Origin of the sequence: Aminobacter sp. AP02, from assembly GCF_003148805.1 — a bacterium.
Lineage (GTDB): Bacteria > Pseudomonadota > Alphaproteobacteria > Rhizobiales > Rhizobiaceae > Aminobacter.
On record NZ_QGGX01000009.1, the window covers coordinates 135,971 to 154,269 of the forward strand.

Below are 18,299 nucleotides of genomic sequence, written 5' to 3' on the forward strand. Positions count from 1 at the left end.
GGAGACATTCATGTTTTTTCGCAACCTGATTCTGGCAACGATTCTCGCGGCATCTTCCAGCGCAGCCCATGCCGACGGCGCAGTACAGAAGCTGATGACGCCCCCCGACAAGGCCAGGCTCGAAAGGTACGACGCTACGCGCAAGGAAGCGCTGCAAGAGGCCAAGACCGGCCTGGCCCGCGAAGTCGCCATACTGGATGAGGTCGTGGCAAAGCAACCGATGTCTTTTTCCGATTTCGACATGACCGGAAACTGGCAGTGCCGCACGATCAAGGCCGGTGGACTAGGTAGTTTGGTCGTCTATGACTGGTTCAAGTGCAAGGTTACCGACGATGGCTCGGGCTGGATGCTGGAAAAGATCTCGGGCTCCCAGCGCACAAAAGGCCGCTTTTACACCGACAGCGATGTTCGCCTGATCTATCTCGGATCGGGCTACGTATCCGGCGAGAAACCCAAGGCATATGGCAAAGGTCCGGCCACCGACCAGATCGGTTATGCGTTCCGTAGCGGCCCGGCCTCCTGGCGCATCGAATTCCCCGCCCCGGAATATGAATCCAAGCTCGACATCATAGAATTTCGTCGCTGAGATTGCATTCGGCGCTGGGCAACATCAAATTGGGCCTTCCCGGGGTCATCAAGGATTAACCTGGCCATCGCACACTGTGATGGGGACAGGCGCGCATGAAGACGCGCCGCAAATGGGCTGAAGGGCTGTATGCGAAGTCAAGACAACGAACGCGACGCTGGCAATATCGATGCAGCGCCGAAGCATCGGCGTGGCAGGCGCCTTTCGGCAATATTCGCTCAGCTCGCCCGTGACGCCAAAGGCAACATCTCCATCGGAGACATCCGCGACACTTTGGGTAAGCGCAGCTTCGCGCCGCTTTTGGTCCTGTTTGCCGCATTCAACATGCTGCCCTTGCCTCCAGGGGCCTCCGCCGTGCTTGGCCTGCCGCTCTTGATCGTTGCGGCACAGATGGCCTTTGGCAGCAATCGCGCCTGGCTGCCCGGTTTCATCACGCAGCGCTCGCTTTCAGCCGAACAGTTTCGCACCGTCACCGATTGGGTCATCCCAAGGCTCATCCGCCTCGAAGAGGTGGTGCGGCCACGCTACTGGCCGTTCTGGCGCAAACGCGGCGACCGCGTGATCGGCATCATCGCACTCATCCTGTCCGTGTCGATCACCCTTCCGATCCCGTTCGGCAACTGGCTGCCGGCTTTTGCAACCGCGCTTCTTGGTCTGGCCTTGTCTGAACGCGACGGCATTCTGTTTGCCGTGGGCAGCGTCGTCGGCGTGGCCTCGCTTGCCGTCGTCTGTCTGGTGGTGGGCGGCGCCGGCTTTGCCACCCACGCCTTCCTCGCTTGGCTGGGATAGGCCGGATGGATCGCAGGCCGATCGTCTTCGTGACCGAAGGTGGCGAACACATCTGGGCCATCATCAACAGTTTGACCGACCGCTTCGGGCCGATAACAGTCGTTCTCGAAGCGCCCTATTCAAAGCGCCAACTTCTGATGCGCCGCGCCAGCAAGCTCGGATGGGTGTCCGTCGCCGGCCAGTTTGGCACCATGGTGCTGATCCGCCTCGCAAAACGCTTCATGCATGGCGGCGTCGAACGGCTTGTCGCCGACGAGAGGCTGGAAACCGGGCCACGCAACGGCCAGGAGATCGTTTCGGTTTTCTCGGCCGATGGCCCTGAACTTGTCGAGACGGTCCGCAAGCTTGACCCTGCCGTGGTGTTCCTCGCGGGCTGTCGGCTTTTGTCAGCCAAAACACTCGCCGCCATCCCCTGCCCGGTCATAAATTATCATTCCGGCATCAATCCGAAGTATCGCGGCATGAACGGCGGCTACTGGGCGCTGGCAACCGGTGACCTGGAGAATTTCGGCTCGACTGTGCATTTGGTCGACAGCGGCGTCGACACCGGCGAGGTGCTGTTCCAGTCCAGGGGCAAGCCAGCCAAAGGCGACACGATTGCCAGCTACGCCATGCGCCAGGCGGCCTTTTCCCGCGCGATCTGCGCCAAGGCCATCGAAGACGCGCTCATGGGGCGGCTGACGCCGATCGATACCGGCCTGCCGTCCCGACAATGGTACCACCCCACCATCTGGCAGTACCTTTGGACAGGTATCCGTCGCGGCGTCTGGTAGCGCGGCGGCACCAACCCACCCTCTATCTTTTGCGACATTGCGCCGCGTCGCTTTTGAATGCGCGCGCGTCGTCCCATAACAAGCGGCACCCCCGTGGTTGCGGCAAAGCTCAACATCACTGAAAGCGAGACTGAAATGGCCGACCTGATCATCGTCTACTGGCGCGACATCCCTGCACAGGTCATCGTCAAGAAGGGCCGGCAGAACGCCAAGCGCGAATTGCCGCTGCGTTTCACCGAAGCGATCGACATGTGCGCCATGCGTACTGGTGCCGGCGACACCGACGCCTATCTGGCGGAGTGGCGCAAAGCCCAACCGGTTACGGTCAGCGACGACCTTGAAGCCGAAGCCGATAAGGCTATGGCCGAGATCGATGCAAACTTCACACGCGAGCGGCTGGTCGCTCTCGTCAAGGCAGGCGGCAAGGAAGATGGTTGATACCCAGCCGACAGTAACCCAGGCGACTTTGGTAAAGAAGGCCGCGCTCAAAAGCGACTACAAGCCAGCCGACGTGTCGCCGCAGCGCCGTGTCCAGCGCAGCTACACCGTGCGGCTGTGGTCGATACGTCATTCGCGCCTGCTCGAATGGTTCTACAGCAGGTTCGCCGACGCCTTCCTGATGCTTCACCCGCTGTGGAAGAAGATCGGCTATGGCCGCGTCGAGGCTCCGATCAAATTCGTCGAGAAGCGCGTCAAGGGCCTGATGTTCGACTGCCGTATGTGCGGCCAGTGCGTGCTGTCTTCGACCGGCATGTCCTGCCCGATGAACTGCCCCAAGCAGCTGCGCAACGGCCCATGCGGCGGCGTGCGTGCCAATGGCAATTGCGAGGTCGAGCCGGACATGCCCTGCGTCTGGGTCAAGGCCTGGGAAGGTTCGCGCAACATGGTCAAGGGCGACGCCATCCTCAACGTCCAGAAGCCGGTCGACCAGTCGCTGCGCGAAACCTCGGCTTGGCTGAGGGTAACCGCTCAAGCTGCGGCGACGCACGAAACCGCCAGCAAGGAAGTCGCATGACCCCGCCGCGCCCGCGTCAGACCGACGAGCACCCCGACGGCATCGACCTGCCGCTCGACCCCCTGCCCGGCCATTCGTCGCGCGGCCGGTTGGAGCGTGTGCTGCGCCGTGGCGAGTTCGCCGTCACCACCGAACTGAACCCGCCCGACAGCGCTGATCCCGAAGACGTCTACAACCGCGCCAAGATCTTCGACGGCTGGGTCGACGGCATCAACGCCGTCGACGCCTCTGGTGCCAATTGCCACATGTCGTCGGTGGGCATCTGTGCTCTGCTCACCCGCATGGGCTACGCACCAATCATGCAGATCGCCTGCCGTGACAAGAACCGCATCGCCATCCAGGGCGACGTTCTCGGTGCCGCTGCAATGGGTGTCGCCAACATCCTGTGCCTCACAGGCGATGGTGTGCAGGCAGGCGACCAGCCCGGCGCGAAGCCGGTGTTCGATCTCGACTCGATGTCGCTGCTCGAAACCGTCCGCATCATGCGTGACAACGGAAAATTCCTGTCGGGCCGAAAGCTGACGACGCCGCCGCAGCTTTTCCTTGGCGCCGCGGTCAACCCCTTCGCCCCGCCCTATGATTTCAGGCCTGTCCATATGGGCAAGAAGATCGCCGCTGGCGCACAGTTCGTACAGAGCCAGTACTGCTTCGACGTGCCGATGTTCCGCACCTTCATGAACCGCGTTCGCGATCTCGGTTATGACGAAAAATGCTTCATCCTGGTTGGCGTCGGCCCGCTGGCTTCGGCCAAGACCGCCAGATGGATCCGTGCCAACGTGCCGGGCATCCACATTCCGGATTCGATCATCAAGCGCCTGGAGGGCGCCCAGGACCAGAAAAAGGAAGGTAAGCAGCTCTGTATCGACATCATCAACGAGGTCAAGGAGATTGCCGGGGTGTCTGGCGTCCATGTCATGGCCTACCGGCAAGAGGAATATGTCGCCGAAATCGTCGATGAATCGGGTGTTCTGAAAGGCCGCCGGCCATGGAAGCGCGAGGCTCGCGCCGACGACCAGCGCGTTGCCGAGCGGCTCGAGCACATCCTCCACGACAACGTTACCGAAACGCAGGTCGACATGGTGAAGACCGCGCACTGACAGGCAGGCGCGGCTGCCGCGCTTGAACGAAACCAGATAACGATATAAAGAAATCTTTATATCCCACGGAGAGGATTCATGACCCGTACCATCGTCGCCTCGGCGACCCGCGAAATCGTCATCGGTTTCGACCAGCCCTTCTGCGTGATCGGCGAACGCATCAACCCGACCGGCCGAAAGAAGCTGGCTGCGGAGATGGTCGCCGGCAATTTCGAGACCGTCATCAAGGACGCGTTGGAGCAAGCAGCTTGCGGCGCAACCATGCTTGACATCAATGCCGGCGTGACGGCGGTTGACCCGAATGCCACCGAGCCGGCGTTGCTGGTGCAGACGCTGGAAATCGTCCAGAACCTCGTCGACCTGCCATTGGCAATCGACAGTTCCGTGTCGGCTGCGATCGAAGCCGCGCTCAAGGTCGCCAAGGGCCGACCGCTGGTCAACTCCGTCACCGGCGAGGAAGAAAAGCTCGAGGCGATCCTGCCGCTGGTCAAGAAGTACAACGTGCCTGTGGTTGCCATCTCCAACGACGAGACCGGCATCTCGATGGATCCGGACGTCCGCTTCGCGGTTGCCAAGAAGATCGTCGAGCGTTGCGCCGACTTCGGCATTCCGTCCCACGACGTCGTCGTCGACCCTCTGGTCATGCCGATTGGCGCGCTCGGTGATGCCGGCCGGCAGGTTTTTGCGCTGCTGCGCCGCCTGCGCGAAGAGCTCAAGGTCAACACCACCTGCGGCCTGTCAAACATCTCGTTTGGTCTGCCCCACCGCCACGGCATCAACGCCGCATTCATTCCGATGGTCATCGGCGCCGGCATGACCTCGGCGATCATGAACCCGGTGCGTCCTCAGGAAATGGAAGCGGTGCGCGGCGCCAACGTGCTGAACGGCACCGACGAGCACTGCACCAACTGGATCAAGACCTACAAGGACTACAAGCCTGCCGAAGGAGGCCACGCGGTGGCAGCACCCGTCGCCGTCAACGCCCCGGGCGACGCCGCCGGCGGCCGCCGCCGCGGTGGCCGCGAAGCCCGCATGGCAAGAGGATAGCCAGCCAATCGTGAACAGGAACGCTGCGCATCATCCTGGTTGCGCTCCCGCTGCAGGGGAGCCACAGGGCGCGGCGTCCCGAAATTTATCTTCTCACCGGCTGCGGGGAGAAGATGCCGGCGCGCGGAACGTGGACAACCCGATCGCGTGGCCGGTGCAGACTGGAGCATTGCCATGAATTCGCCCGCCAACATCACCGACCCGCTTGTGCTGTTCATGCCTTCAGGCAAGCGCGGACGGTTCCCGGTGGGAACACCTGTGCTCGACGCGGCACGCACGCTCGGCGTCTATGTCGAAAGCGTGTGCGGCGGACGCGCCACCTGCGGCCGCTGTCAGGTCGAGGTGCAGGAAGGCAATTTCGCCAAGCACAAGATCATCTCGTCCAACGACCACATCTCGCCCAAGGGCCCCAAGGAAGAGCGCTACGAGCGGGTCCGCGGCTTGCCGGACGGCCGACGGCTTTCATGCTCGGCGACGATCCAGGGTGACCTCGTCATCGACGTGCCGCAGGACACCGTCATCAACGCGCAGGTCGTGCGCAAGGCGGCCACCGACCGCGTCATAGAGCGCAACGCCGCCGTCCAGCTCTGCTATGTCGAGGTCGAAGAACCCGACATGCACAAGCCGCTCGGCGACCTAGACCGCCTGAAGGTCGCGCTCGAAAAGGACTGGGGCTGGAAAGACCTGCTGGTCGCGCCCCACCTGATCGCCCAGGTCCAGAAGATCCTGCGCACCAAGCTGCCCGACCAGCCTGAGGTCACCCCGGGCAAATGGGGCGTGACTGCGGTGGTTCACCGCGACATGGATTCGTCACGACCCTTCATCATCGGCCTGTTCCCCGGCTTGAAGAACGAGGCCTACGGCATCGCCTGCGACATCGGCTCGACCACCATCGCCATGCATCTTGTGTCGCTCCTGTCGGGCCGCATCGCCGCGTCTTCTGGCACGTCAAACCCGCAGATCCGCTTCGGCGAAGATCTGATGAGCCGCGTGTCCTACGTCATGATGAACCCCGACGGCCGCGAGGCCATGACCAAGGCCGTGCGCGAAGCGGTCAACACGCTGATCGGCAAAGTCTGCGATGAAGGCCAGGCCCATCGCGAGGATATCTTCGACTGCGTTTTTGTCGCCAACCCCATCATGCACCACTTGTTCCTCGGTATCGATCCGACAGAACTCGGCCAGGCGCCGTTTGCGCTCGCTGTCTCGGGCGCTCTGCAGTTCTGGGCGCATGAGATCGACATCGAGGTCAATCGCGGTGCGCGCCTCTACACGCTTCCTTGCATCGCCGGCCATGTCGGCGCAGACGCTGCCGGCGCCACGCTGTCCGAAGGTCCTTATCGCCAGGACAAGATGATGCTGCTGGTCGATGTCGGCACCAATGCCGAGATCATCCTGGGCAACAAGAACCGGGTCGTCGCCGCATCCTCCCCCACTGGCCCGGCCTTCGAAGGTGCCGAAATCTCCTCGGGTCAGCGCGCGGCCCCCGGCGCCATCGAGCGCGTGCGCATTGATCCCGAGACCCTGGAACCGAAGTACCGCGTCATCGGCACCGACAAATGGTCTGATGAAGACGGCTTCGACGAAGCTTCCTGGACCACCGGCGTCACCGGCATTTGCGGCTCGGCGATCATCGAAGTCGTCGCCGAAATGTATCTCTCCGGCATCATCACCGAAGACGGCGTCATCGACGGTGCGCTCATGGAAAAGAGCCCGCGCATCATCCAGAACGGCCGCACCTTCTCGTACCTGCTACGCGAAGGACGCCAAGGCGAGCCGCGAATTACCGTCACCCAAAATGACGTGCGTGCCATCCAGCTTGCCAAGGCAGCCCTTTATGCCGGCGTGAAGCTCCTGATGGAAAAGCAAGGGGTGGAAACGGTCGACACGATCCGCTTTGCCGGTGCATTCGGCTCGTTTATCGATCCGAAATACGCAATGGTCCTCGGCCTGATCCCGGATTGCGATCTCGACGAGGTCAAGGCTGTCGGCAATGCCGCCGGCACTGGCGCGCTGATGGCGCTGCTCAACCGCAACCATCGCCGCGAGATCGAAAACGAAGTCGGCCGCATCGAAAAGATCGAGACCGCGCTCGAACCGCATTTCCAGCAACTGTTCATCGACGCCATGGCGCTGCCCAACAAGGTTGACCCGTTTCCGAAGTTGTCGGCTGTGGTCAAGCTGCCGCCGCGCAAGTCGACCAGCGGCGATGCCGATACCGCCGACGCCTCTCCGCGCCGGCGCTCGCGCGAGGAACGAGCGGCCCGCCGCTCCCGCGACTAATCGAAACCTTCATTGCTGAACTCACGCTTCGGCGAGGCATTCCCTGTCTCGCCGAAGCTTTTTTGTGTTACCATGCACGTATCGGGTGTGTTTCCGTTGCGCAACAATTCTATCGCAAATTGCAATTGAAGCGAAATCGATACGAAACAAACTCGAACTAGCTTCTGCTCGTCAGCCGCCGCTGGAGGGTTCGCCTCCTCGTCGGCAACAGTGCGTGGCCGCGAAAGTCAGGAATGATTTTTGGAAAGGTTCAAGCACCGAATGAAAGCACTGCAGCCGTCGATGCATGTCCGATGGACGAGTGACGCTGTGGGACGAACAGGAGACGACCATGTCGATCATGAGCACGATCGGCCGCTACGGTGCGGCCATCCAGAAGGCACGTCGCGCATCGAAGTCGGAACGCATGCTCAACGGGCTGCCGCCTGAGATCCAGAGGGATATCGGCTGGCCTGTTTCGGAAAGGCGAAATCAAATGATTTCCTTCCTCATGTCGCCCGACCGCTGACGGCAATGAATGTTACAAAATCGCACGCAATCTGAAACACACGGATGCCTAAGCGATATCGAACTGAAACAGAAACGAGCGTAGCTTCTGCTGGCCGGTGGCGCATCCAGTCTCGCGTGGCGTTGCCGGCCCGCTTCTCTCAGGAGACGACCATGTCCATCATCGGAGAGTTCCATCAATTTGGCGCCGTACTGCGGCATGCCTGCCGCGACAGCCGCGTCGAGAAGATGATGAATGGCTTGCCGCGCGAGTTGCAGGTTGAACTCGGCTGGTTCGACAGGCCCGCGTCGCCTGGGTCAGGCAGCACATCGGCTCAGCTCCACAAGTATGGCCGGGTGGCGATGCTGATCAACAAGCTGCCGCTCGATATCCAGATCGAACTCGGCTGGCCGGTCGGCCCTTTGGCGCCGGCGACAAACGTGATCGAATTTTCAAGGCAGAAAGCGCGTTGCGCATGACCTTCGCCGAAAAGGTCCGCCTGCTGAGCTTTCGCCGACGCAGCGCCGGTCGGTTGGATAAGACTGACCGGCGCGCGCGTTCGATCCTGACGTGGTCGCCGCGCGCGAACTGAGCCTTAAAATCAGAACTAACTGAAGACTGAAGGAAGGCAAGATGCCTCTCTTTGATGATCTTGGACGTATCGGCGCCCGCTACAAGCTCGCGCGGCGTGCCCGCCAGACAGCTCGCATACTCAACGCACTACCGCCGGAGATCCAGCGTGATCTCGACTGGAATCCGCCACCATCGATGATGGCCAAAGTCTATCGCTCGATAGCCACTTCCGTGCGTCGCTGACCCAGCTCAATCATTTCACTCCAATACACGCCAAACGACGAGTATGATTTCCAGGATCGTTTTCACTGGAGATGTGCCATGGCTGCCTATCTCGTTGCAGACGTCGATGTGACCGACGCGGTCGCTTTTGAACAATACAGGCGTGAAGTTCCTGCCACCGAAGTGAGGTTTGGCGGCCGATATCTCGGACGTGGCGGCCTGACCAAGGTGCTGGAGGGCGATTGGGAGCCGCATCGCCTCGTCATCATCGAATTCCCTGACAGGGACTCGTTGATGGGCTGGTACCAGTCGCCCGAGTACGCCCCGCTCAGGGCACTGCGAGAAAGCTGCGCCAGGACACGGATCATCGCCCTTGAGGGTGTGCCGGTCAGTTCACCGGTTTAACGTGCCGAGGCGCTTCGTCAGAACTTGCCCGTCAGATTGAAGGTCTCGAATGCCGCACGGATGTGCTCGGCAGCCGCCTTGACCGGTGCACTCGCCTCGGGCGCCACGATCATCGCCAGGCTGTAGTTGCCGATCTCGGGCATTCCATCCTTGGGGCCAAGTTCGACCAATTCATCGCCGAGGAATGACTTCGGCAACGGCGCGACGGCGAGATCGGACAGGATGGCCGCCCGCTGGCCGGCCGTATGCGCACTCATATAGGCGACGCGGTAGTTGCGGCCGTCGCGACCGAGCGCTTCGAGCGCCCCTGCCCGCCAGGCGCAGCCCTCTTCCCAGAGCGAGACCGGCAACGGCTCGCGCATATGCGCGCAGCCGCCTTGGGCGCCGGCCCAAACGATCGGTTCGGTCAACAGCACCTCGGCTCCTGCCGCATTGGCCTTGCAGGCATTGGTGAGCAAGGTGATGTCAAGCGCGCGGTCGTCCATGCGACGCCTGAGATTGCTGCTCTGGTCAATCACGACGTCGACCGCGATGGAGGGGTGTGTCTGGGCAAAACGCTTGAGCACGTGGGGCAGGACCCGCTCGCCAAAGTCGTCGGGCGAACCGAGCCGAACCACGCCGACAATGTCAGGAATGATGAACTTCGAAACAGCCTCACGATTGATGGCAAGCATGCGGCGGGCATAGCCCAGCAGCATCTCGCCATCAGTAGTCAGCGTCACCGAACGCGCGTCGCGCAGGAAAACCGAGCGGCCAAGAATGTCCTCGAGCTTCTTGATCTGCATCGATACGGCCGAGGGCGTGCGGAACACGGCATTGGCCGCCGTGGTGAAGCTGCCGGTCTCGGCAATCGCCACGAAGGTACGGAGCACATCGAGATCGAGCAGTGGCAGCGGATGATTGAGCGGCGCGTTCATGATCGCAGTCCTTCAATTTTTCTGATCGAACACATCATTTCATTTCGATTGATTGAACCTCATTCATAAGAGATAGTCAACTCCATCGAAGCAGCGGCCACTGGCCCGCGTCGAATGTGCCCGGAATTAGAAGCGCGAGATTGCGCGAAAGGGTTGAAACCAGCGGTGCCCACCGGGCGAGCACCTCAGGCGGGCCTTGAACAGGCCGGCAGGAAAGGAAACCGCAATGTCCATTCTTTCGTCGATCGGCCGCATCGCCAGCCAGCTTAATGCAGCCCACACCCGCTATCGCAGCGCACGCTCGATCAGTTCGCTGCCGCTCGAACTCCAGAAGGATATCGGCTGGCCCGAGACTTTCGACTCCAAGACAGGCTATCGCCGTGGCCATGGAGGCGACGCGGTCTGAGGTGGATGAGGACCTGCCGAACGCGTCAGCGAAGGCAGGTCCCATGCCTTGAGCCAACACAGCTATGCGACAGGCGCACACCCATCCGCACCAGGATGCATGGCCTCCACACCATCGGCCAACAGACTGTAAATTCAGCAGATTTTGCGATCGACAGTACAACGGCCAATGACCACGGCGGACCATGTCGCTTTTAAGGTGCAGCGCTTCGCTTTTGCAGCATACGGAACCTCGGCCAAACCCTATATGCGCATTGTCAAACGAGCTGCCCCACTCCAGAACGCGAAGGCACCCCGTGTAACTACGATGCATGGAGACGTGTCATGAAGATTTTCGCTCGCCTGTTCAAAATCCGTCGCCATACCTCGCTGTCGACAGCGATAGAGCGCCAGCGCCTCGCCAAGACGATGCCCGGCCAGACGGGGGCCTTGGCTGCCAACCGCCTCGGCATGCTCGTCGGCTAAGCCCGGACAATCCACCGTTGCATGGACCGAACTCGGCCGGCCTCCGGCCAGGAGCCGAGGGCCGGCTTGCTTTGGGGTAACGCGCCGTCCTCAAAGCGGCTACCTCAAGCAGGCATGTCGCAAATTTAATTTTAGCGACGCCTGCAACCCCATTGACAGCAAGGGAATTTGCTGTTGACGCTGTGCTATTCGCGACATCGAGTTCGCGTCGTTTCCGGCCAGCGCGAGGGTTCCTTGAACGCCATCAGACATCCGATCAAACGATCGCTTGTGTTCTTCCTTGTACCCGACTTCACCATGGTTGCCTTTGCAACCGCCCTCGACCCTCTACGCATCGCCAATCGCATGCTCGGCTACGAGGCTTACAAATGGCGCCTCGCCAGCATCGACGGCAAGGCGGTGCGCGCCTCCAACAGCGTCGAATGTGCCGTCAACACCTCGCTCGAGGACGAACGCAAGAAGATGGCCGGGCCGGAACGGCCTTCGATGGTCATCGTCTGCACCGGCATCAATGTCGAGACCTACACCAACAAGTCCGTCTTCGCCTGGCTGCGCGAGGAATATAATCGCGGCGTCGCCGTTGGCGGCTTGTGCACCGGAGCCTATGTGCTTGCCAATGCCGGCCTGCTGTCCAACAAGCGCTGCGCCATTCATTGGGAAAACCTGCCGGGCTTTGCCGAAGCGTTCCCCAAGGCAAACGTCTACGCCGATCTCTTCGAGGTCGACCAGAACGTCTATACCTGCGCCGGCGGCACTGCTGCCCTCGACATGATGCTGAAACTGATCGGCGACGATTTCGACGACAATCTCGTCAACCGCATCTGCGAACAGGTACTGACCGACCGCGTGCGCAGCCCGACCGACCGCCAACGCCTGCCGTTGCGTGCGCGCCTGGGCGTCCAGAACTCAAAGGTTCTGACGATCATCGAACTGATGGAAGCGAACTTGTCGGAGCCGTTGTCGCTGATCGAGATCGCCGACCATGTCGGCCTCTCGCGCCGGCAAATCGAGCGCCTCTTCCGCACCGAGATGGGGCGCTCCCCTGCCCGCTATTATCTCGAGATTCGGCTCGACCGCGCCCGCCACTTGCTGATCCAGTCGTCGATGCCGGTTGTCGAGGTCGCGGTGGCTTGCGGCTTCGTGTCGGCCTCGCATTTTTCCAAATGCTATCGCGAGCTCTATGCCCGCTCGCCACAGCAGGAGCGTATCGACCGCAAGCAGCTTATCGCTGCTTGAGGTCGGCCAGAACATTCACTCGTCGTCGCAGTAGCACTCGGCCGACGAGATTTCGTCATTCCAATCGCCAAGAGCACGAATGTTGCGACTAAATTCTTCCGCATCGCCCTGCATCCGTGTGTGTTCATAGACCGTCAGAGTACAGCCGCGCGCGACACGGGCTGACGAAACACGGTCATTCCAGAACTGGCCGCCGCGAAAGCTGACTGCCTGGTCTGGACGCATGGGCAAGGCGCGGCCGCCAAATGAATTGTGCTCATACATCTCGCAGGCAACGTCCTCATCGTCGTAGTACTGCGCGCTGGCGCTGCCGATCATCAATGCCGACGCGAAGGCGGCGATTGCTGCAAGACGTTTCATGATTCTCATTTCCTCTCAGGCTGCATCCCCGCCGGCGTAGTGATGCGATGCCCGTGGCCAAAATTTGGCGCCCGGTGTGATCGCAGAGGATGAGTTGCGTCGGCCTTATCGGCTATCGAACAGCCAGGATCGATCGCGCCATAGCTTCTCGCCGGCTAGGCAATCGTATTTCAGCTGCGCCTGAGCAAGCACGACTGGCGGATATGCGGCCTCTTCGGTCGCCCACTGACGTGAAGCGGGGCCGGCAAGTTCCATCACCAGCTTTCGCCTTATCGCTTCGGGAAATTGCGACCAGTCATTGACCGGGATCATGAAGGCGCCCGGTCCGCCGATGACGCAATCGGCATAGTAGCGGTCGAGATCCTCGACGTCGTAAGCGTTGCCGAAGCCGCCATTTGTCATCAGCGGCAGGCCGTTGATGGTTATGCCTTGTGCGACCGCCGCGTCTCGCATGATGTCAACGGGAGGTCCCTGGTTGTTTGGTCCGTCTCCGGAAATGTCGATCACCCGTTTCATGCCATGGTAGGTGCTTTCGGCAAACAGGTCGCTGCCAAACTCGAGGGCGCTGGATATCGAAGTCCGTCGCGCGCTGTTGGGGGGCTTGGCCGAGAGTTGGTCCACCACGCGCTCGGCATCAGCACGGTTTGCAATCACAGTCCATGGCACGATGACGATTTGTGACGTCGAGCCTGCCCACTCGACATAGGTGACGGCAATCTTGCCGTAGGCGCCCTGTGCGATCGCCTCCAACACGCGGTCATCGGTGAGCGCGGCGGCATAGCCGTGGCGCTGGATCTCGAGTTCGTCGGGCGACATGGACAGCGAGACGTCGACGGCAAGCACCAATTCGACATCGACCTGTTCGGCAGCAAGCGATTGAGACAGCAGCCCAAACCCCAGCGCCAGCGCGGCGCCGCCTGCAAGAAGAGCTTTGGCCGCAGCAGACATTTCCCAAGGGTAAGCGAGAATTGCTTACTTCAAAAGAAAAGCCCGGCTAGAAAACCGGGCTTTTCATTCACAATGTTGCGAAGTGTCGGCGCTCGCCGATGTCTCGTAGCAACGCGTCCCCCGTCAACTGCGCGGCTTCAGGTTCTCCGGGTCGTAGAGCGGCTTGTAGCCGATCCCGACGACCTCGACCGGGTAGGTTTCGGCGAAATACTCGACATTCAGCTTGCGACCTTCCTGGGCATAGGCATGCGGCAGGTAGGCGAGCGCGATGTTCTTGCCGATCGTCGGGCCGAAGGCGATGGACGTCGTGTAAGAGCGACGGCCGAGTGTGTCGATTAGCACCTCGCCGGTTTCCGGATCCATGACCGGCAGTGTGCCGACAGGGTAGCGTTTCACCCCGCTCTTGTCGGTATTCTCGGTCATCATCAGCGTGCAGAGCATGGCGGGCTGGTGGTCGCGTGCCTTGTATTCCAGGTGTTTGGCCTTACCGCGGAAGTCGGCTTCCTTGACCTTGGGGCGGGCAAGGTCAGCCTCGATGAGATTGTACTGGGTAAGAAGGTCCGCGTTCTGCAGGCGCAGGCTCTTTTCCATGCGGCGCGAATTGGCGTAGGTCTCGACGCCGAAAGCCATGACGCCGGTGGCGCGCAACGCATCCCAGACGGCTAGGCCGTCCTGGTACTTCATGTGCAGTTCCCAGCCCTGCTCGCCGACATAGGAGATGCGGAAGGCGGTGACAGATTTGCTGGCAATCTCGATCTGCTTGATGGCGGCGAAAGCGAAGTTTTCCTGGTCGAGGCCGGCAGGATCAGCAACCACTTTCTTCAGCGTATCGCGGGCGTTCGGTCCCCAGATGCCAATGGTGATGAATTTTTCCGAGACATCGGTGATCATGACATCAAGGCCGCGGTCTTCAGCGACGCGCTTCATGTAGTGGAAGTCGCGCGGGCCGGCGTCGGCGCCGTTCACAAGGCGGCAGCGGTCGGCCATGCGGAAGACGGTGAAGTCGGCCCGCACCATGCCCTCGTCGTCGAGAAAGTGGGTGTAGATGCCCTTGCCGATGTTGCCATCGCCGCCGATCTTGGCTGCGCAAAGCCATTCCAGCAGTTCGACATGGTCAGGCCCCTCGATGTCGACCATGTGGAAATGACTGAGGTTGACGATGCCGCAATCCTCGCTCATTGCGAGATGCTCGGCATTCGACACGCGCCAGAAATGGCGGCTGTCCCATTCGTTCTCGCGCACCGGCACGCGGTTGCCATATTTTTCCAGGAGATGCTCGTTGGCCTTGTAGCCATGCGCGCGCTCCCAGCCACCGAGTTCCATGAAATAGCCGCCGAGTTCAACCTCGCGCTCGTAGAACGGCGAACGCTTGACGTTGCGGCCGGTGGCATATGGCTCGCGGGTGTGCACGGCGGGGAAGTAGATTTTTTGCGCGGCCTCGAAAGTGCGGCCTTCGATGAACTTCTCTTGCAGTTGGTGCGGGTAGAAGCGGGCATAGTCGATCGAGTTGTGGTCGATCTCGGTGCGCCCGTCCGTCATCCAGTCGGCGATCAGCTTGCCATATCCGGGGCCGTCCTTCACCCAGATGGCAACGCAGTACCACAGGCCGCGCACCTTCTGGCTTTCGCCGCAGGACGGGCCGCCGGCGGCGGAGACCTGCAACAGACCATTGAAGGAATGGCTTTCGTTGTAGCCGATCTCGCCTAGGATCGGCGTCAGTTCCATGGCGCGCTCCAGCGGCTCCATGATCTGTTCCATGTCGAGGTCGCGCTGCGACGGCGACAGGCGCGCCTCATGCTTTTCGAGGATCTCGCGCGGATGGCAAAGGCGCGGATTGGTGGTCTCGTAGTAGCCCCACTCGATCTGGCCGCCCTCCGTCGTCCTGGGGTCGCCCGTGTCGCGCATATAGGCGGAGTTGCCCTGATCGCGCAGAAGCGGGTAGCCGATTTCCTTGCCCGTGCCTTCGAACTCGTTGTAGGGGCCGAAGAAGGTGAGCGGATGGTCGACCGGCATGACTGGCAGGTCCTCGCCGACCATTTCGGCGATCAAACGGCCCCAGATGCCGGCGCAGACGATGACGTGATCGGCCATGATCGTGCCGCGATGGGTGACCACGCCCTTGATGCGTCCCTTCTCGACGATCAGCGATGTCGCCGGCGTGTTGCCGAAGACTTGCAGCTTACCCGACTTCTCGGCGGCATCGACCAACTTGCCGGCGACGGTCTGCGATCGCGGGATGACGAGGCCGGCATCCGGATCGAACATGCCGCCCATGACCTGATCTTCCTCGATCAGTGGGAACATCGCCTTGATTTCGGACGGCGAAACGTAGTGCGCGCGTGTGCCAAACGCCTTTGCGGAGGAGAGCTTGCGCTTGATCTCTTCCATCCAGGTATCGTCGCCCGTGCGGGCGACTTCGAGACCGCCGATGCGGGCGTAGTGGCCCATCTTTTCGTAGAAGTCGATCGAGTATTGCGTCGTCCAGACGGAGAGATAGTCGTGGCTGGTGGTGTAGCAGAAGTCCGAGGCATGCGCCGTCGAGCCGATGTCGGTCGGCACGCCCGACTTGTCGATGCCGACGATATCGTCCCAACCACGCTCGATCAGGTGATGGGCAATCGATGCGCCCACGATACCGCCAAGCCCGATGATGACGACCTTCGCCTTGTTCGGAAACTCTGCCATTGCCCACGACTCCGCGATGATTTTGCCGGCAGACTATAGAGCGGCGCGCCGCGAGTGCAGCCTGTTTGCGACATTGCCAAAAAGCCGCGCGACTTCGCTGAAATGATAGCAGGCGCGGGCGTCGTTATTGGCGCTACCAAGCCCCCTTAACGCTTTTGTCGCCCTTTACCTATAGTTGTGGCGCCAATCGACAATTCCGTCTGGCTGGCAGCACGATACGAGATGAATACGACCGTCAACCCACCTTCGGCATCCATTGGCAGCCTCATCACAGAACGGGCAAAAAGTCCCCTCTTCCTTCTGGCGGCTGCATTTCTGATCGTATGTGTGCTGCTCGCCTTGCCCCTCGTAGTGCCGATCGGTCCGATGTATTGGGACGTGCTGATCTACTACGATGCGTCAAATCGCATTTTCGAAGGCCAGGTGCCGGTCATCGACTTCTTCACGCCCGTCGGCCCGCTCGGCTACTACCTCTTTGCGGGCTGGGTGACGCTATTCCCCAACGCACAGCCGGCACTTCTGGCGCACTGGTCCCTGCTTTTGGTCACCGCGCCGTTGATGGCCCTGGTGCTGTGGGATGTAGGCCAGCGGTCGCGCGGCATCGGTTTTGCGGTGTTGGTGCCGTTCTTGGTTTTCGTGCTGCTGCCCTTCAACACCCGCGAATTTTATCCGTTCCCCGGTTCCGATGCCTTTGGCATCTACAACCGCCAAGTCTGCCAGATGCTGTACGTGCTGGTCGCGGCCTTGATGTTCGTGCGCAACCGCTACCTGCTGGTAGCGCTGGTCGCCCTCATCATGACCGCGCTGTTCTTTCTCAAGATCACTGGATTTGTCGCTGGCGGCGTCATCGCCGCCTATGCCTTCTTCGCCGGCCGCGTGAAATTCCGTTATGCACTTGAGGCATTGACCATCTTTGCCATCGCCCTTGCCGTCATCGAACTGGCTTCCGGGATGGTCAGTCAGTATGTGATGGACGTTCTCAGGCTGGTGCAGATGAACAGCGGCACGCTGCTGCCACGTTTCCTCCAATCGGCGTCCATCAATTTCGGTGTCGTCCTCGCAGCTTCAGCCTTGGCAATTGTCTTGCTTTGGTCAGATCGCCAGAAGCTGTTGGAGCGGTTCTCTTCAGGACGCAAGACTTCGCTGGCCAGCGCGGTTTCAACGGTCCTCGATCACCACGGCCTTTGGCTATTTGCGGTGGTTTTCGCGGGAATCCTTTTTGAGACGCAGAACACCGGCAGCCAGGCCTTCATTTTCCTCGCACCCCTGGTGGTAGCGATCCTGCTCAAGGCGCCCAAGCTTCTCGGCAAGCCGGTCGTATTGCTTTCGGTCTTGGGGCTCTCCGCAGCCATCGTGTTGCCGCCTGCCTTGTTCGTCATCGAACGCGCGGCACGTACCTACATCGGCTCGGTAAAGAACCAGCCGTTGGCGCAGCGCAATCTGCGCACGCTGGGCGCAGTCAATATGCGCAGCGAAGTCGCCGTACGTGCAGAGCACATGCTGAACTTCTATCCCGAGCATCGTTCGCTCTACACCGACCTCACCAACGCCGGCGAGTTGCCGACACCGGTTCTTTATTCCGACTACGACTTCCAGATCACCTATCTGGGCAATGTCGACGCGGCGATCGACTCCATTCGCAAGCTGGAATCCGACAAGGGCATCCGCTTCGATACGCTGATGTCACTGAACTTCGTTAATCCGTTCCCCTGGCTGATGGACCGTTCGGCACCGCTTCACATTGCGATCGGCGCCGATCCGACACGCGCCGTTCCCGACCCCGGCTCGACCGAGGAAGGCGCAGTGGCGCAAGCCGATCTCATTTTGCTGCCAACCTGTCCGCCGACAACAGCCAATGCCATGCTCTACGACATGTACAAGAGCGCGTTGACCCAGCATCGCCGCATTCAACTCGACGCCTGCTATGATGCCTTCGTCCATCCCAGGTTCTTCGACGCATTGGACAGATAAGCAGGCCCGGCACCGTGCATGAAAACAAAAAAGCC

The 18,299-nt window shown here is 61.0% G+C and carries 20 protein-coding genes; 16 read left to right on the forward strand and 4 right to left on the reverse strand.

Annotated elements, in window-relative coordinates:
* The first annotated feature begins 10 nt into the window (after positions 1–10).
* The 12 genes from C8K44_RS13660 to C8K44_RS13715 all read left to right on the forward strand — a co-directional run bounded on the left by C8K44_RS13660 (position 11) and on the right by C8K44_RS13715 (position 9,277).
* A complete protein-coding gene (locus C8K44_RS13660) occupies positions 11–586 on the forward strand; it encodes a DUF4893 domain-containing protein (protein ID WP_109576338.1) in 576 nt (191 codons plus the stop codon).
* 129 nt (positions 587–715) lie between these two features.
* Entirely contained in the window at positions 716–1,375 is a 660-nt protein-coding gene (locus C8K44_RS13665) for an exopolysaccharide biosynthesis protein (protein ID WP_109576339.1), read from the forward strand.
* A 5-nt stretch (positions 1,376–1,380) separates the two neighbouring features.
* On the forward strand, positions 1,381–2,148 hold the full coding sequence (locus C8K44_RS13670; protein WP_109576340.1) for a formyl transferase: 768 nt from the start codon (positions 1,381–1,383) through the stop codon (positions 2,146–2,148).
* 135 nt (positions 2,149–2,283) lie between these two features.
* On the forward strand, positions 2,284–2,586 hold the full coding sequence (locus C8K44_RS13675; protein WP_109576452.1) for a virulence factor: 303 nt from the start codon (positions 2,284–2,286) through the stop codon (positions 2,584–2,586).
* On the forward strand, positions 2,579–3,163 hold the full coding sequence (locus C8K44_RS13680) for a methylenetetrahydrofolate reductase C-terminal domain-containing protein (RefSeq protein WP_109576341.1): 585 nt from the start codon (positions 2,579–2,581) through the stop codon (positions 3,161–3,163). Before C8K44_RS13675 ends, C8K44_RS13680 begins: the two co-directional genes overlap by 8 nt.
* Entirely contained in the window at positions 3,160–4,260 is a 1,101-nt protein-coding gene (locus C8K44_RS13685) for a methylenetetrahydrofolate reductase (RefSeq protein WP_109576342.1), read from the forward strand. Before C8K44_RS13680 ends, C8K44_RS13685 begins: the two co-directional genes overlap by 4 nt.
* A 78-nt stretch (positions 4,261–4,338) precedes the next feature.
* On the forward strand, positions 4,339–5,307 hold the full coding sequence (locus C8K44_RS13690) for a methyltetrahydrofolate cobalamin methyltransferase (protein WP_109576343.1): 969 nt from the start codon (positions 4,339–4,341) through the stop codon (positions 5,305–5,307).
* A gap of 174 nt (positions 5,308–5,481) precedes the next feature.
* The gene (locus C8K44_RS13695; RefSeq protein WP_109576344.1) at positions 5,482–7,590 is read left to right on the forward strand and encodes an ASKHA domain-containing protein; all 2,109 of its coding nucleotides are present in this window, start codon (positions 5,482–5,484) and stop codon (positions 7,588–7,590) included.
* 286 nt (positions 7,591–7,876) lie between these two features.
* Complete coding sequence (locus C8K44_RS13700; protein WP_146203943.1) at positions 7,877–8,098, forward strand: hypothetical protein; 222 nt, start codon at positions 7,877–7,879, stop codon at positions 8,096–8,098.
* A 152-nt stretch (positions 8,099–8,250) separates the two neighbouring features.
* Positions 8,251–8,556, forward strand: a complete 306-nt coding sequence (locus C8K44_RS13705; protein ID WP_109576346.1) for a hypothetical protein — start codon at positions 8,251–8,253, stop codon at positions 8,554–8,556.
* Positions 8,557–8,710: 154 nt separating this feature from the next.
* A complete protein-coding gene (locus tag C8K44_RS13710) occupies positions 8,711–8,893 on the forward strand; it encodes a hypothetical protein (protein WP_109576347.1) in 183 nt (60 codons plus the stop codon).
* Positions 8,894–8,971: 78 nt separating this feature from the next.
* Positions 8,972–9,277 (forward strand): DUF1330 domain-containing protein, encoded by a 306-nt coding sequence (locus C8K44_RS13715; RefSeq protein WP_109576348.1) that lies wholly within the window; start codon positions 8,972–8,974, stop codon positions 9,275–9,277.
* A gap of 17 nt (positions 9,278–9,294) precedes the next feature.
* Here the strand turns inward: C8K44_RS13715 and C8K44_RS13720 are convergent, their stop codons facing one another.
* Positions 9,295–10,194: a LysR substrate-binding domain-containing protein gene (locus C8K44_RS13720; protein WP_109576349.1), complete on the reverse strand. Its 900-nt coding sequence runs from the start codon at positions 10,192–10,194 to the stop codon at positions 9,295–9,297.
* A gap of 226 nt (positions 10,195–10,420) precedes the next feature.
* Here C8K44_RS13720 and C8K44_RS13725 point away from each other — a divergent pair, with 226 nt between their 5' ends.
* The 3 genes from C8K44_RS13725 to C8K44_RS13730 all read left to right on the forward strand — a co-directional run bounded on the left by C8K44_RS13725 (position 10,421) and on the right by C8K44_RS13730 (position 12,300).
* Entirely contained in the window at positions 10,421–10,600 is a 180-nt protein-coding gene (locus C8K44_RS13725; protein WP_109576350.1) for a hypothetical protein, read from the forward strand.
* Between the two features lie 323 nt (positions 10,601–10,923).
* Complete coding sequence (locus tag C8K44_RS27705; RefSeq protein ID WP_199227089.1) at positions 10,924–11,064, forward strand: hypothetical protein; 141 nt, start codon at positions 10,924–10,926, stop codon at positions 11,062–11,064.
* Positions 11,065–11,361: 297 nt separating this feature from the next.
* The gene (locus tag C8K44_RS13730; protein ID WP_348626332.1) at positions 11,362–12,300 is read left to right on the forward strand and encodes a GlxA family transcriptional regulator; all 939 of its coding nucleotides are present in this window, start codon (positions 11,362–11,364) and stop codon (positions 12,298–12,300) included.
* Positions 12,301–12,315: 15 nt separating this feature from the next.
* On the opposite strand, the gene C8K44_RS13735 is transcribed toward C8K44_RS13730, so the two are convergent.
* The 3 genes from C8K44_RS13735 to C8K44_RS13745 all read right to left on the reverse strand — a co-directional run bounded on the left by C8K44_RS13735 (position 12,316) and on the right by C8K44_RS13745 (position 16,293).
* A complete protein-coding gene (locus C8K44_RS13735; protein WP_109576351.1) occupies positions 12,316–12,660 on the reverse strand; it encodes a peptidase inhibitor family I36 protein in 345 nt (114 codons plus the stop codon).
* A 105-nt stretch (positions 12,661–12,765) separates the two neighbouring features.
* Positions 12,766–13,608, reverse strand: a complete 843-nt coding sequence (locus C8K44_RS13740) for a DUF1194 domain-containing protein (RefSeq protein ID WP_109576352.1) — start codon at positions 13,606–13,608, stop codon at positions 12,766–12,768.
* Between the two features lie 123 nt (positions 13,609–13,731).
* Positions 13,732–16,293: an FAD-dependent oxidoreductase gene (locus C8K44_RS13745; RefSeq protein ID WP_109576353.1), complete on the reverse strand. Its 2,562-nt coding sequence runs from the start codon at positions 16,291–16,293 to the stop codon at positions 13,732–13,734.
* Between the two features lie 222 nt (positions 16,294–16,515).
* On the opposite strand from C8K44_RS13745, the gene C8K44_RS13750 reads away from it, so the two are divergent.
* Positions 16,516–18,264, forward strand: a complete 1,749-nt coding sequence (locus C8K44_RS13750; protein ID WP_109576454.1) for a hypothetical protein — start codon at positions 16,516–16,518, stop codon at positions 18,262–18,264.
* The last annotated feature ends 35 nt before the right edge of the window (positions 18,265–18,299 follow it).

Coding starts and splice junctions, on each gene's coding strand:
- C8K44_RS13660 (WP_109576338.1), top strand. CDS start 11: ATGTTTTTTCGCAACCTGATTCTGGCAACGATTCTCGCGGCATCTTCC.
- C8K44_RS13665 (WP_109576339.1), top strand. CDS start 716: ATGCGAAGTCAAGACAACGAACGCGACGCTGGCAATATCGATGCAGCG.
- C8K44_RS13670 (WP_109576340.1), top strand. CDS start 1,381: ATGGATCGCAGGCCGATCGTCTTCGTGACCGAAGGTGGCGAACACATC.
- C8K44_RS13675 (WP_109576452.1), top strand. CDS start 2,284: ATGGCCGACCTGATCATCGTCTACTGGCGCGACATCCCTGCACAGGTC.
- C8K44_RS13680 (WP_109576341.1), top strand. CDS start 2,579: ATGGTTGATACCCAGCCGACAGTAACCCAGGCGACTTTGGTAAAGAAG.
- C8K44_RS13685 (WP_109576342.1), top strand. CDS start 3,160: ATGACCCCGCCGCGCCCGCGTCAGACCGACGAGCACCCCGACGGCATC.
- C8K44_RS13690 (WP_109576343.1), top strand. CDS start 4,339: ATGACCCGTACCATCGTCGCCTCGGCGACCCGCGAAATCGTCATCGGT.
- C8K44_RS13695 (WP_109576344.1), top strand. CDS start 5,482: ATGAATTCGCCCGCCAACATCACCGACCCGCTTGTGCTGTTCATGCCT.
- C8K44_RS13700 (WP_146203943.1), top strand. CDS start 7,877: ATGTCCGATGGACGAGTGACGCTGTGGGACGAACAGGAGACGACCATG.
- C8K44_RS13705 (WP_109576346.1), top strand. CDS start 8,251: ATGTCCATCATCGGAGAGTTCCATCAATTTGGCGCCGTACTGCGGCAT.
- C8K44_RS13710 (WP_109576347.1), top strand. CDS start 8,711: ATGCCTCTCTTTGATGATCTTGGACGTATCGGCGCCCGCTACAAGCTC.
- C8K44_RS13715 (WP_109576348.1), top strand. CDS start 8,972: ATGGCTGCCTATCTCGTTGCAGACGTCGATGTGACCGACGCGGTCGCT.
- C8K44_RS13720 (WP_109576349.1), bottom strand. CDS start 10,194: ATGAACGCGCCGCTCAATCATCCGCTGCCACTGCTCGATCTCGATGTG.
- C8K44_RS13725 (WP_109576350.1), top strand. CDS start 10,421: ATGTCCATTCTTTCGTCGATCGGCCGCATCGCCAGCCAGCTTAATGCA.
- C8K44_RS27705 (WP_199227089.1), top strand. CDS start 10,924: ATGAAGATTTTCGCTCGCCTGTTCAAAATCCGTCGCCATACCTCGCTG.
- C8K44_RS13730 (WP_348626332.1), top strand. CDS start 11,362: ATGGTTGCCTTTGCAACCGCCCTCGACCCTCTACGCATCGCCAATCGC.
- C8K44_RS13735 (WP_109576351.1), bottom strand. CDS start 12,660: ATGAAACGTCTTGCAGCAATCGCCGCCTTCGCGTCGGCATTGATGATC.
- C8K44_RS13740 (WP_109576352.1), bottom strand. CDS start 13,608: ATGTCTGCTGCGGCCAAAGCTCTTCTTGCAGGCGGCGCCGCGCTGGCG.
- C8K44_RS13745 (WP_109576353.1), bottom strand. CDS start 16,293: ATGGCAGAGTTTCCGAACAAGGCGAAGGTCGTCATCATCGGGCTTGGC.
- C8K44_RS13750 (WP_109576454.1), top strand. CDS start 16,516: ATGAATACGACCGTCAACCCACCTTCGGCATCCATTGGCAGCCTCATC.